Here is a 12,233-nt window from a genome sequence, read left to right as displayed (position 1 = left end):
GTCGAGATTATCGTGACCTGCGTTCAAGCATGGTCTTACGCACAAGAAAAAGCCCGCTCTCGGTTGAGGCGGGCTTTTTCATTGCAGCGTAACCAGTGAATCAGTCACCCATCTGCGACTGCAGGTAGTTCTCGATACCAACCTTGACGATCAGACCCAGCTGGGTCTCCAGCCAGTCGATTTGCTCTTCCTTGGGCTCAAGGATGTCTTCCAGCAGCTCACGGCTGCCGAAGTCACCCACCGTTTCAAAGTGAGCAATGGCCGCTTTCAGATCAGCCAGGCCTTTGTGCTCGATCTTCAGGTCGCACTCCAGCATTTCCTTGGTGTGCTCGCCAATCAGGATTTTGCCCAGATCCTGCAGGTTTGGCAGCCCTTCAAGGAACAGCGTGCGCTTGATCAGCTTGTCGGCGTACTTCATCGCATGGATGGATTCTTTGTACTCATGACCGCCGAGCTTTTTCAGACCCCAATCTTCATACATGCGCGCATGCAGGAAATACTGATTGATGGCGACCAGCTCGTTTCCGAGGATCTTATTGAGATGCTGGATGACTGTAATGTCGCCTTTCATGTTCGAGGTCCTGCCGGTGGCTTGTGTATATAAGCGCCGAGTGTGAGCCGCGCTTAAACGCCTGTCAAACCTAAGTTGTTGAATAATAAGTGAATTTAAATAGGAATAAGAATGTTTGAGTTCCGCATCTTGACGCTAAGCGCTTGAATTACAGGCATAAAAAAACCGGGCAGGGTGCCCGGTTCTTTAAAATAGGGGAATTCAGGCGGCTGAAAATTCTGCTGGATACGCCAGCGATGCCTGAGTGGTTTGCAGTTCTGTCAGCGTGTCACGCACCACTTCCTTCGCAAGGCAGGCGCATTTTCCGCATTTACTCGCAACACCCAGCGTTTCACGGACTTCACGATAACTGCAGCAGCCTTCCAGAATTGCATCCCGGATTTGACCGTCTGTGACACCTTGGCAAAGACAAACATACATAAGCTATTGACCGTCGCTGGTTTATTGCTTGGTGCCGAGGAGCTTAATGTTAATGAGAATGCTTGTCAAAACTGTTTTGGATTCGATTCAGGTGGAACGATGAGCGGTTGTTTTCACCCAGGGCGCGTCCAGCCATCACGTTTCAGGCAGGCATGAAAAAACCGGCGCGAGGCCGGTCCATTCACTGCCGTGCCGACCTTAGTCGTCGAAGTCTTCCCAGCCGCCCATTTCTTTCCAGCGGTTGACGATGCCGCAGAACAGCTCTGCGGTCTTCTCGGTGTCGTAGCGAGCCGAGTGAGCCTCGCGGCCGTCGAAGTCGATTCCGGCAGCCTGGCAGGCCTTGGCCAGCACGGTCTGACCGTAGGCCAGGCCTGCGAGGGTAGCGGTGTCGAAGCTTGAGAACGGGTGAAACGGGTTGCGCTTCATGTCCATTCGCGCGACAGCGGCATTGACGAAGCCGAGGTCGAAGCTGGCGTTGTGGCCGACCAGCACGGCGCGTTTGCAGCCATTGGCCTTGAGAGCCTTGCGCACGCCGCGGAAGATGTCGTTCATTGCGGTTTCTTCGCTGACCGCCATGCGCAACGGATGATCCAGCTTGATACCGGTAAACTCCAGTGCAGCGGCTTCGATGTTGGCACCTTCGAACGGCTCGACGCGGAAGAAATAGGTGTGTTCCGGGAACACGAAGCCTTTTTCATCCATGCCGATGGTCACGGCAGCAATTTCCAGCAGTGCGTCGGTGGCTGAGTTGAAACCGCCGGTTTCTACGTCGACGACCACTGGCAGGTAGCCGCGAAAGCGTGCTGCCATCGGGTGACGAGAACCGCCGCCACCGCCGTGGCCTTCGTGTTCGTCGTCAAAATGATCTTCACTCACGCGTGTTCCTCCAGACGCCAGCGCAGTTTTTCACCGGCGCGCAGCGGGATAACGGTCAACTCGCCAAACGGCAGGCTGGCAGGGGCGGTCCACTCGTCACGCACCAGCGTGATGGTGTCCTGATTGGCAGGCAGGCCGTAGAACGCCGGACCATGAAGACTGGCAAAGCCCTCCAGCTTGTCCAGAGCATTACGCTGCTCGAAAGCTTCTGCATACAATTCGATGGCCGCGTAGGCGGTGTAGCAACCGGCGCAACCGCAAGCGTTTTCCTTGGCGTGTTGGGCATGCGGTGCCGAGTCGGTGCCCAGGAAGAACTTGCCGCTGCCACTGGTGGCGGCGTCGAGCAGGGACGCCTGGTGCGTATTGCGCTTGAGAATGGGCAGGCAATAGAAGTGCGGGCGAATGCCGCCGACCAGCATGTGATTGCGGTTGTAGAGCAGGTGATGCGCGGTGATGGTCGCCGCGACATTGGCTGATGCTTCATTGACGAACTGCACCGCTTCACCGGTGGTGATGTGTTCAAACACCACTTTCAGGGTCGGGAAGCGTTCGACTACACGGCGCAGGTGCTCATCGATGAAGACCTTTTCGCGATCGAACACGTCGATCTCGCCACGCGTCACTTCCCCGTGTACCAGCAGGAGCATGCCGACTTCGGCCATGGCCTCGAGCGCCGGGAAGATCTTGTCGATGCTGGTGACACCGGAATCGGAGTTGGTGGTCGCTCCGGCCGGATACAGCTTGGCGGCGTGCACGAAGCCACTGGCCTTGGCGGTACGGATGTCGTCGGGCGTGGTCTGGTCGGTGAGGTACAGCACCATCAACGGCTCGAAGCGGTTGCCGGCCGGGCGTGCAGCCAGAATGCGCTGACGATAGGCATCGGCTTGCTGCGCGTTGCGCACCGGAGGCACGAGGTTGGGCATGATGATTGCGCGGCCAAAAGTTCGCGCTACGTCAGCAACGGTATGAGGCAAGACAGCTCCGTCACGGAGGTGAATGTGCCAGTCGTCGGGACGCAGGAGGGTCAGGCGGTCAGACATTGGGGATTCCAGGCGGGTCAAACTCGCTGGGAATGCTACCGGAAAAGACTCTCTCAGGCATCCGCTATCAAGTTTTGCACGAAGTTACCGATAGCTCCCTTGTCAGTCAGTCATTTTTTGTTTCGCGTTTATTTCCAGTGGAGCCTCCCGTGCGCCAGCGATATTTAGCCCTGCTCAGCATGTTTGCCAGCCTCCCGGCGATGGCTATCAGTTTCCAGACTCGTCTGGAGAGCATCGAGTGGAAGGTCGAAGGCGATCAGTTCGAGTGCCGCCTGACTCAGCCGATCACCGACTTCGGTGCCGGTGAGTTCGTGCGCCGTGCCGGTGAGCAGGCGACGTTTCGCCTTAAGGCTTCCTACAATATGCTGGGCAACGGTTCCGCAACGCTGCTGGCCGCCGCCGCACCGTGGCAGCCGGGGCGCGGTGATATAAATCTGGGGTCGGTGCGCGTCAGCAATGGCGACATCCCCTTCAATACTTCCCAGGCACAGGCCGGGCGTCTGATCAGTGGGCTGATGGACGGTCGCAGCCCGCTTATCCGTCACTACACCCGTGACGGTGGCCAGATGGAAGTGCGCCTGCTGCCGGTCAAGTTCAGCAAGGCGTTCAGCGATTACCAGGCGTGCACAGCCAAACTTCTGCCGATGAACTTCGATCAGGTCAAACAGGCTGAAGTAGGTTTTCCCGGTGGCGGTATTGAACTGGATGCCCATGCCAAGGCGCGTCTGGACAACATGGTGGCCTATTTGAAGGCCGACCCGACGGTTAACCGTATCGAGCTTGACGGCCATTCGGACAACAGTGGCAACCGACTCACCAACCGCGACCTTTCTCGCCGCCGTGCGCTGGCGGTCATGGACTACTTCAAGGCTCAGGGCATCCCCGAGCAGCAAATCACCCTGCGATTTCATGGCGAACGCTACCCGCTGGTGCCCAACACCAACGAGGCCAATCGTGCGCGCAACCGCCGCGTGAACGTGCATCTGGAGCGTGTTGCGCCCGATGAGCGTCCGGTGCCGGTAGCCTCCACGGCCAGTGCAGCACACACGTCCTGATAGCTGCATAAGGCTTCTGCCAAACGTCGCCTTGTCGTCACAAGCTGTCGCGCCCCTGTAAATTTGCTGGTTTGAACGGTAGAATCAACGGTTTTCCGTACAACCCGGTGGAGTGATGGCATGGCGGACGTAAACAAGGTAGTTCTCGCGTATTCCGGTGGCCTGGATACTTCGGTAATCCTCAAGTGGCTGCAAGATACGTACAACTGCGAAGTGGTGACCTTTACCGCTGACCTGGGTCAGGGTGAAGAAGTCGAGCCGGCACGCGCCAAGGCTCAGGCCATGGGCGTGAAAGAAATCTACATCGATGATCTGCGCGAAGAGTTCGTGCGTGATTTCGTGTTCCCGATGTTCCGTGCCAACACCGTCTATGAAGGCGAGTACCTGCTGGGCACTTCCATCGCTCGCCCGCTGATCGCCAAGCGCCTGATCGAGATCGCCAACGAAACCGGCGCTGATGCCATTTCCCATGGTGCCACCGGTAAAGGCAATGATCAGGTGCGTTTCGAGCTGGGCGCCTATGCGCTCAAGCCAGGGGTCAAAGTGATTGCTCCGTGGCGTGAATGGGACCTGCTTTCTCGTGAAAAGCTGATGGACTACGCCGAGAAGCACAACATTCCGATCGAGCGCCACGGCAAGAAGAAGTCCCCGTACTCGATGGATGCCAACCTGCTGCACATCTCCTATGAGGGCGGCGTGCTGGAAGACACCTGGACCGAGCACGAAGAAGACATGTGGCGCTGGACCAAGTCCCCAGAGGACGCGCCGAATGTTGCAACTTATCTGGAGCTGACCTATCGCAATGGCGACATCGTTGCGCTGGATGGCGTCGAGATGACGCCTGCCACTGTGCTGGCGACCCTGAACCGCATTGGTGGCGAAAACGGCATTGGACGTCTGGATATCGTTGAAAACCGTTACGTGGGCATGAAGTCTCGTGGCTGCTACGAGACGCCGGGCGGCACCATCATGCTGCGTGCTCACCGCGCCATCGAATCGATCACTCTGGACCGTGAAGTCGCCCACCTCAAGGACGAACTGATGGCCAAATACGCCAGCCTGATCTACACAGGTTACTGGTGGAGCCCGGAGCGTCTGATGCTGCAGCAGATGATCGACGCGTCTCAGGCCCATGTGAACGGTGTTGTACGTCTGAAGCTTTATAAAGGCAATGTGATTGTTACTGGCCGCAAGTCGGACGATTCGTTGTTCGATGCCAATATCGCTACCTTCGAAGATGACGCAGGTGCCTATGATCAGGCCGATGCGGCAGGCTTCATCAAGCTCAATGCCTTGCGTATGCGTATTGCTGCGAATAAAGGCCGCAAGCTGTTCTGATACTGCTGGTTTTTCGATGAGTGCAGCCCTTGCAGGGCTGCACTTTAAACCCGGGTTCCCCGTCACGGCTGTAAAGCGTCAACGCCTGTAGCCATTTCTCGAATTCAGGTTCCCTGACAAGTTGCTCATTGTTCATGAGTGTTTCGAGACCGTCCTGCCGGACGCTCAGTGTTTTTTCGTTGTCGCAGTGCTCGTTTGATATTGATAGAGTATTTCCTTCGGCAATTCATGTAAGCAGTAGTTCGCCGGGTGCAGGCGATCATGTATCACCGCGTATGTACTCATTAAAGTCGTTCTTACCGTTCGTGGCGAAAAGTACAGGTCTGCTTTTGGTTTTTTCCTACAGTGGCTGTCGAAGTTAAAAGCAGGGTGCCTGGTGCTTTCTGCGTGGCAGTCGAAACTTACGCACTCGATACCTGTTTTAGAGTCGGGCTTCAGGGCGTGTCGTTCTCCCGTTGCTGCCTGAACTCAAATCGATAGGCCTTGCCGATATTCCATACCTGGCGAAGGCTCAGGTCCAGTACCTGGGCAATCTCGGCTGCGGTATAGCCCAGCGCCGAATAATGCATGGCGTGGCCGGCAACCACGTCGTCGATATCCGTAGTGTCATGACGGGCCTCTCTGCGGGTGGTGAGCATGGGCTGACTGACAGTGATTGTCACACCATTTTCGGTAGCCAGTTGGCGAACGTCTTTTTTATTCATGCGTAATGAATATTGCAGCGCTGTAAAGCCTGCGCCCTTGGCGGCCAGGTATTTGAGTTGTTCCAGCTTGCCAGCGTGTTCAGGCCCGTATGGCAGGGCTGGCGCTGTATCAGTTGAGGACGGGTATGATGCGCCTGCCATCTCTCCATCGGGTATGACTGCAATAATACCGCCTTTGGCAACAAAGGTTTCCACAGCGGTGATTAACTCAGAGGCGGTGGGTATTGATGAGCGCGTGCGCGCATATCTAGTATTCATGGTATGTCCCTTTTTGAGCATGGTTATACACAGAGCCCATTCAAAAGAGTTACCAGGCACTCAGTGTTTGTCACGCAGCAGCCCGCTTGATGAGCCGTGTACGTAACACCTGGATTCAGCCGGTTCGCGTGATACACCAAGTTCGTGTAAACGCGCAGCTCATGAACTGCAAACGTGTATTACCTAATGATAGTGTTTCATAGGGCTGCACATAGTTGATGGCAGTAAGTAATAAAGTCTCTGTTAAAAAAGTAACGACTGGTAATAAAATTTGCAAGTGAAAAATGGGGTGTCTCCAGAATTGATTTGTCGTTCTTTATAAAGTCTTACGTGTTGTAATGTTGCGTCCGTGAATTTTGTAGTACGTTTCCCATTCGATTCCCTGCGTCTGGATTTGAAATAAAAAATGGTATTTGCTACTTGTCGAAAGAGCTACTTATGGTCTTGAATGATGTAGGGTTATGCTATGGTGTGTGTAAGATCCTGCGACAATACGAGGGGTGAAGGGCTATCATTATTTGTCGTCTGTCGACAATGGTTCAATTTGGCACGCCGCGTTTATGTTGTGCGCTTCGGTTGTAGGAACTTTCCTTCATGCCTGTAAGGCGCGTCCTTAAATAAATATTTTTACGAAATTCCGTAATCGATGTGTAATTTTTAATCCCTGTTTACGTATGTAATGCGTGCTGTGTATTCACTGATTTTCCATCATGGGGTTTCGGGTAGGGCATCCGGATGCAAGGCCTCTACAGTTTTCCGGCTGTTTTTGCTGGCGATAAGCCATGTATTCGGCGTGTTCTGACGCTGACGCAAAAATAGTGTGGCGATACTTTTAACAGATGCAGCAAGGTCATTTTTGAACGTAAAAGTTTGGCTGGGTTTTGCTGCATGCATTTACTGACTGGCGCTGTGATGCTTATGCCGTAGCCGCCAGCAATAAAAAATCACCAGATTCCGAAAAGGAAGGCGCTGTGAAAATTAATAAAAAATGTACGTTTCTGCCGAGTTTTGTAGGAAGTTTCTGCTGTAATTGTAGGAATGGTCTTTGGCTGTCAGTCCACAAGGGTGAGCGCCATGCAAAGCAGTAAACGACTAAGTTATTGTGCTGGCTCTGAAAATTCGAATAGCGAAAAATGGACTGCCCATGAATAAAGTGCTGATCGTGGATGATCATCCCGTCATTCGCCTTGCTGTACGCATGCTGATGGAGCGTCATGGCTATGAGGTCATTGCGGAGACTGACAACGGTGTGGATGCGCTGCAACTGGCTCGTGAGCACCTTCCTGATATCGTCATTCTTGATATTGGTATCCCCAAGCTCGATGGGCTGGAAGTCATTGCCCGCCTTTCAGCCATGACATTGCCTTTCAAGGTTCTGATTCTGACGTCTCAGGCACCCGGCCACTTTTCCATGCGCTGCATGCAGGCAGGGGCCGCAGGATATGTCTGCAAACAACAGGACCTGACCGAGCTGCTCAGCGCTATCAAGGCGGTACTCTCGGGGTACAGCTACTTTCCCAATCAGGCGTTGCACACGGTTCGTTCCAGTATGGGCAACGCGAGCGAGTCGGACATGGTTGACCGACTTTCCGGCAGGGAGATGATGGTTCTGCAACAACTGGCCAGAGGCAAGACCAACAAGGAAATTGCAGACGGTATGTTTCTGAGCAACAAAACCGTCAGTACCTATAAAACGCGTTTGTTGCTCAAGCTCAACGCGCATTCACTGGTCGATCTGATCGAACTCGCCCAGCGTAACGGGCTGGTCTGAGTAACCGGTCTGTTTGAGAAGGAAGCGTGCCTGGTGCCCACGTATGTGGAGCGGGTGACGAGCAGCCATTCACGTATTGAAGCCTCTTCTGTGAGAGGCTTCAAATGCCTGAATGGAACGGTAGGTGCAGGAAGCCGATGCGAGGTTTTTTGCGCTTGTCTAGAAGTCGAAATCGTAGTCGGCCAGCTGTTTCTGCAAGCGCCGCTCTTCAAGCAGGTTGTCGATGGTGCGTCGTTTGCTCAGATTGGTCTTTGCCGGCTCAACAGTCGCTGTTTCGGTTTCATCCGTTTCGACGGAAACAAGGTCATCGTCCACGTCCAGTTGCTCGTTGTCAGTGCTCATGAAGTCGACTCCAGGGCTTGGGCTCTCTGGCGCCTCTTATATCGACAATCCACAAGCGGGTAAAAAAGATTTTTTCAATCGACAGGGCAGCAACTACCTATCGTGCTCAATCGTCGGACGTTTTTTCCTTGTAATCGCATAGGTCTTCTATGCGGCAACTGCCGCATCTGGGCTTGCGTGCCTGGCAAACGTAGCGTCCGTGCAGGATCAGCCAGTGGTGCGCATCGAGCAGATAGTTCTTTGGCACAAATTTCATCAATTGCTTCTCCACCTCCACCACATTTTTCCCTGGCGCGATGCCCGTACGGTTGCTGACGCGAAAGATGTGAGTGTCTACAGCCATCGCGACCTGACGAAAAGCGGTATTGAGCACGACATTGGCTGTCTTGCGTCCCACGCCCGGTAAGGCCTCGAGCGCTTCTCGGGTCTGCGGTACTTCGCTGTTATGCAGCTCCACCAGCATCCGGCAGGTTTCAATTACGTTTTTGGCTTTGCTGTTGTAGAGGCCAATTGTCTTGATGTACTCGGACAGCCCCTCGACGCCCAGGTCATATATGGCTTGTGGCGTATTGGCAACCGGGTACAGCTTCGCCGTGGCCTTGTTGACGCTCACGTCAGTGGCCTGGGCAGAAAGGATGACGGCGATCAACAGCTCAAAAGGCGTGGTGTAGGCCAGTTCGGTTTTAGGGTCCGGATTGTCCTCATGCAGCCTGCGAAAGATTTCCTGGCGTTTTGCGGCATTCATGGACGGAGCTTTTCCTCGGAATTAGCCTGTGCGGGAGGCGGCAGAAGTGCTGCAAGTGTTTGCTCGGCGGCTTCGTATTCGCGCTGCAACTCCACGAGCCTGGCGGCCTGCTCGGCAATCGGTGGATGGCCGAAGGCCTTGAGCGACTTGTTGAGCTGCGCGCGGCTCATGGCCACGGCAATACGGGCCTTTTTCAGGGCCTCGTCCGGCGCAGCAGGCTTGTCGTTCTGGGCGTGTCTGGCTGCGGATAGGGGTAAAGCGTCACGACTCGACTCAACGCGCTGTGACCGTGCGAGACGCTCGGCCAGCCGGGTTTGTTGCTCACGGTACAAGCGTGCATTGCGCGCTTCGAAACGAAGCCGCGCATGCGTACGCTTGCGCAGACGAGCTTTTTGCAGATCAGGGGTGGGTGCCAGGCCGCCTATAATGGGCGTGACACTCGCCAGCGGCAGTGGATGCATTTCAATGCAGTCCACCGGGCATGGCGCAACGCACAGATCACAGCCTGTGCATTCATCGATAATCACGGTGTGCATCAGCTTGGATGCGCCGAGAATGGCGTCCACGGGGCAGGCCTGAATGCATTTGGTGCAGCCAATGCACTCTGCTTCGCGAATGAACGCAACCTGCGCAGGGGCTGCACCGCGTTCCACATCCAGCCTCAGAACCGGAACAGCAAGCAGCTCTGCCAGTTGGGCTATTGTTTCGTCCCCGCCCGGTGGGCATTTGTTGATGGCTTCGCCGCCGGCAATGCCCTCTGCGTAGGGCTTGCAGCCGGGGTGGCCGCACTTGCCGCACTGAGTCTGCGGCAGAAGGGCGTCGATGCTGCGGATCAGGTCCACGTCGGGAAGCAGGCGAATCAATTCAGTCATGATCTTGCCAGGTGACCAACAGGTGTTCTGTCTATCGAGGATGCAGCATTATCGGACAGATCGGGAGGTTTGCGAATGCGCGAAGGCCCGGTATCCGCCTGATGGCTGGATACCGGGCCTTGTCCGGGTTTACTTGATGCGCTGGCCGGGCTTTGCACCATTGTCCGGGCTGAGCAGATAGATCTCCTCGCCGCCAGGACCTGCCGCCATCACCATACCTTCCGAAATGCCGAAGCGCATTTTCCGTGGCTTAAGGTTGGCGATCATCATGGTCAGACGGCCTTCGAGCTCGGACGGGTTCGGATAGGCGCTTTTGATGCCGGAAAAGACATTACGTTGCTCATCGCCGATATCCAGCGTCAGGCGCAGCAACTTGTCGGCACCCTCCACATGTTCGGCCTTGAGAATCAGGGCAACGCGCAGGTCTACAGCGGCAAAAGCATCAAAGTCGATTTCCGCCGACAGCGGGTCTTTGGCGAGTTCGCCATTACCGGCAGGCGCACTGCTCGCGCTAGTGTCGGTAGCGGTCAGGTCTTGCTTGGAAGCAGCAGCCATGGCTTCTACCTTGAGTGGATCTATGCGAGTCATCAGGGCCGAGAACGGATTGAGCTGATGATTGCCCAGCAAGGTCTTGTGGTCTTCCCAGGTCAGTGGTTCGACGTTGAGAAATTTCTCTGCATCAGCGGCCAGATTCGGCAATACCGGTTTGAGGAAAATGACCAGTTGGCGGAACAGGTTTATACCCAGCGCACAGACCGCCTGGACCTCATCCTGTTTGCCTTCCTGTTTGGCCAGCGCCCACGGCGCTTTTTCCGCGATATAGGCGTTGGCGCGATCCGCCAGAGCCATGGTCTCGCGCATGGCGCGGGCGAAGTCGCGGGCTTCGTAGGCGTCGGCAATGCTTGGGGCTGCCGCGAGGAAGGCATCGGTCAATTCGGGAGCCGCATTGGCCTCGACCATTACACCGGCGTTGCCCTTGTGGATGAACCCGGCACAACGGCTGGCGATGTTGACGACCTTGCCGATCAGGTCAGAGTTGACCTTTTGCACGAAGTCTTCGAGGTTCAAATCCAGGTCGTCGACGCCACGACCCAGTTTCGACGCGTAGTAATAGCGCAGGTACTCGGGTGGCAGGTGGTCGAGGTAGGTGCGTGCCTTGATGAAGGTGCCACGTGACTTCGACATTTTCTGACCGTTGACGGTCAGGTAGCCGTGAACGTTGATGCCGGTCGGTGTACGCAACTCTGCGCCTTCCAGCATGGCTGGCCAGAACAGGGCGTGGAAATTGACGATGTCCTTGCCGATGAAGTGATAGAGCTCGGTGGTCGCACCCTTGCCCCAGTACGCGTCGAAGTTCAGGTCCGGACGACGTGCACACAGGTTCTTGAAGCTGGCCATGTAGCCGATCGGTGCATCCAGCCATACGTAGAAGTATTTGCCCGGCTCATCGGGGATTTCAAAGCCGAAATACGGTGCATCGCGGGAGATGTCCCACTGCTGCAGGCCGCTGTCCAGCCATTCGGCGATCTTGTTGGCGACGGCGTCCTGCAGGGTTCCGCTGCGCGTCCAGCTTTTGAGCATCGCGTCGAATGCAGGCAGGTCGAAGAAGAAATGCTTCGAGTCCTTGAGGACTGGCGTGGCCCCGGAAATCGCCGACTTGGGGTCTTTCAGATCCGTCGGGGCATAGGTAGCGCCGCACTTTTCGCAGTTGTCGCCATACTGATCTTCGGCCGCGCATTTCGGGCAGGTGCCCTTGATGAAACGGTCGGCCAGGAACATTTTCTTTTCCGGGTCGAAATACTGGGTTACCGAACGCGTTGCGATATGTCCTGCCTCGCGCAGACGCGTGTAGATCATGCTCGACAGCTCGCGGTTTTCATCCGAGTGCGTCGAGTGAAAGTTGTCGAATTCCACCAGGAAATCGGCAAAGTCGGCGCTGTGCTCAGCCTTGACGTTATCGATGAGTTGTTCTGGCGTAATGCCTTCTTTTTCAGCGCGCAGCATGATTGCCGAACCGTGAGCGTCGTCCGCGCAGACATAAATGCATTGGTTGCCGCGGTGCTTCTGAAAGCGCACCCACATGTCGGTCTGGATGTACTCGAGCATGTGGCCAAGGTGGATGGAACCATTGGCATAGGGCAGGGCGCTGGTAACGAGAATCTTGCGTGGCTCGGACATGGGGCTCGGCTACTTGAAGTGAAACGGAGACCGGCCACTATAAAGGTCTGAGCGATTTTTTTC

Annotated in this window: 12 protein-coding genes; 3 read left to right on the top strand and 9 right to left on the bottom strand. The window is 55.5% G+C overall.

All coding sequences use genetic code 11. The annotated features are described in order from the left end of the window. Nucleotides 1-100: 100 nt before the first annotated feature. From bfr to pyrC, 4 genes are all read right to left on the bottom strand, one after another. Entirely contained in the window at nucleotides 101-571 is a 471-nt protein-coding gene (gene bfr / locus RGM3321_RS16910; protein ID WP_244394023.1) for a bacterioferritin, read from the bottom strand. Nucleotides 572-772: 201 nt separating this feature from the next. Next, a complete protein-coding gene (locus tag RGM3321_RS16905) occupies nucleotides 773-991 on the bottom strand; it encodes a bacterioferritin-associated ferredoxin (protein WP_002554850.1) in 219 nt (72 codons plus the stop codon). Between the two features lie 198 nt (nucleotides 992-1,189). Then, nucleotides 1,190-1,867, bottom strand: a complete 678-nt coding sequence (gene rnt / locus RGM3321_RS16900) for a ribonuclease T (protein ID WP_003363600.1) — start codon at nucleotides 1,865-1,867, stop codon at nucleotides 1,190-1,192. After that, complete coding sequence (pyrC, locus tag RGM3321_RS16895; RefSeq protein WP_244394022.1) at nucleotides 1,864-2,907, bottom strand: dihydroorotase; 1,044 nt, start codon at nucleotides 2,905-2,907, stop codon at nucleotides 1,864-1,866. Before pyrC ends, rnt begins: the two co-directional genes overlap by 4 nt. A 149-nt stretch (nucleotides 2,908-3,056) precedes the next feature. Between pyrC and RGM3321_RS16890 the strand changes: the two genes are divergently transcribed. Both RGM3321_RS16890 and RGM3321_RS16885 read left to right on the top strand, forming a co-directional pair. Further along, nucleotides 3,057-3,962 carry an OmpA family protein gene (locus RGM3321_RS16890; RefSeq protein WP_244394021.1) on the top strand — a complete coding sequence of 302 codons (906 nt, stop codon included), beginning with the start codon at nucleotides 3,057-3,059 and terminating at the stop codon, nucleotides 3,960-3,962. A 120-nt stretch (nucleotides 3,963-4,082) separates the two neighbouring features. Next, nucleotides 4,083-5,300, top strand: coding sequence for an argininosuccinate synthase (locus tag RGM3321_RS16885; protein ID WP_003412906.1), 1,218 nt, complete (start codon nucleotides 4,083-4,085; stop codon nucleotides 5,298-5,300). A gap of 434 nt (nucleotides 5,301-5,734) precedes the next feature. Here the strand turns inward: RGM3321_RS16885 and RGM3321_RS16880 are convergent, their stop codons facing one another. Next, complete coding sequence (locus RGM3321_RS16880) at nucleotides 5,735-6,262, bottom strand: hypothetical protein (RefSeq protein ID WP_244394020.1); 528 nt, start codon at nucleotides 6,260-6,262, stop codon at nucleotides 5,735-5,737. A gap of 1,144 nt (nucleotides 6,263-7,406) precedes the next feature. On the opposite strand from RGM3321_RS16880, the gene RGM3321_RS16875 reads away from it, so the two are divergent. Further along, nucleotides 7,407-8,033: a response regulator transcription factor gene (locus RGM3321_RS16875; protein WP_002554843.1), complete on the top strand. Its 627-nt coding sequence runs from the start codon at nucleotides 7,407-7,409 to the stop codon at nucleotides 8,031-8,033. A 159-nt stretch (nucleotides 8,034-8,192) separates the two neighbouring features. Here RGM3321_RS16875 and RGM3321_RS16870 read toward each other — a convergent pair whose 3' ends face one another. From RGM3321_RS16870 to metG, 4 genes are all read right to left on the bottom strand, one after another. After that, on the bottom strand, nucleotides 8,193-8,375 hold the full coding sequence (locus tag RGM3321_RS16870; protein ID WP_058401641.1) for a hypothetical protein: 183 nt from the start codon (nucleotides 8,373-8,375) through the stop codon (nucleotides 8,193-8,195). Between the two features lie 106 nt (nucleotides 8,376-8,481). Continuing rightward, entirely contained in the window at nucleotides 8,482-9,120 is a 639-nt protein-coding gene (gene nth, locus RGM3321_RS16865) for an endonuclease III (RefSeq protein WP_002554841.1), read from the bottom strand. Continuing rightward, the gene (rsxB, locus tag RGM3321_RS16860) at nucleotides 9,117-9,992 is read right to left on the bottom strand and encodes an electron transport complex subunit RsxB (protein WP_244394019.1); all 876 of its coding nucleotides are present in this window, start codon (nucleotides 9,990-9,992) and stop codon (nucleotides 9,117-9,119) included. The genes nth and rsxB overlap by 4 nt, the downstream gene beginning before the upstream one ends. Before the next feature lie 129 nt (nucleotides 9,993-10,121). Further along, nucleotides 10,122-12,170, bottom strand: coding sequence for a methionine--tRNA ligase (gene metG / locus RGM3321_RS16855; RefSeq protein WP_244394018.1), 2,049 nt, complete (start codon nucleotides 12,168-12,170; stop codon nucleotides 10,122-10,124). Nucleotides 12,171-12,233 lie beyond the last annotated feature (63 nt).

The sequence above is a fragment of the Pseudomonas sp. RGM 3321 genome (assembly GCF_022836805.1).
GTDB lineage: Bacteria > Pseudomonadota > Gammaproteobacteria > Pseudomonadales > Pseudomonadaceae > Aquipseudomonas.
Note: the sequence above shows the minus strand (reverse complement) of the source record. Positions and strands in the feature narration are given on the sequence as shown.

What these genes read in the sequence shown, in the direction of transcription:
- bfr (WP_244394023.1), bottom strand. Translation starts at nt 571, where the DNA reads ATGAAAGGCGACATTACAGTCATCCAGCATCTCAATAAGATCCTCGGA.
- RGM3321_RS16905 (WP_002554850.1), bottom strand. Translation starts at nt 991, where the DNA reads ATGTATGTTTGTCTTTGCCAAGGTGTCACAGACGGTCAAATCCGGGAT.
- pyrC (WP_244394022.1), bottom strand. Translation starts at nt 2,907, where the DNA reads ATGTCTGACCGCCTGACCCTCCTGCGTCCCGACGACTGGCACATTCAC.
- RGM3321_RS16885 (WP_003412906.1), top strand. Translation starts at nt 4,083, where the DNA reads ATGGCGGACGTAAACAAGGTAGTTCTCGCGTATTCCGGTGGCCTGGAT.
- RGM3321_RS16880 (WP_244394020.1), bottom strand. Translation starts at nt 6,262, where the DNA reads ATGAATACTAGATATGCGCGCACGCGCTCATCAATACCCACCGCCTCT.
- RGM3321_RS16875 (WP_002554843.1), top strand. Translation starts at nt 7,407, where the DNA reads ATGAATAAAGTGCTGATCGTGGATGATCATCCCGTCATTCGCCTTGCT.
- RGM3321_RS16870 (WP_058401641.1), bottom strand. Translation starts at nt 8,375, where the DNA reads ATGAGCACTGACAACGAGCAACTGGACGTGGACGATGACCTTGTTTCC.
- nth (WP_002554841.1), bottom strand. Translation starts at nt 9,120, where the DNA reads ATGAATGCCGCAAAACGCCAGGAAATCTTTCGCAGGCTGCATGAGGAC.
- rsxB (WP_244394019.1), bottom strand. Translation starts at nt 9,992, where the DNA reads ATGACTGAATTGATTCGCCTGCTTCCCGACGTGGACCTGATCCGCAGC.
- metG (WP_244394018.1), bottom strand. Translation starts at nt 12,170, where the DNA reads ATGTCCGAGCCACGCAAGATTCTCGTTACCAGCGCCCTGCCCTATGCC.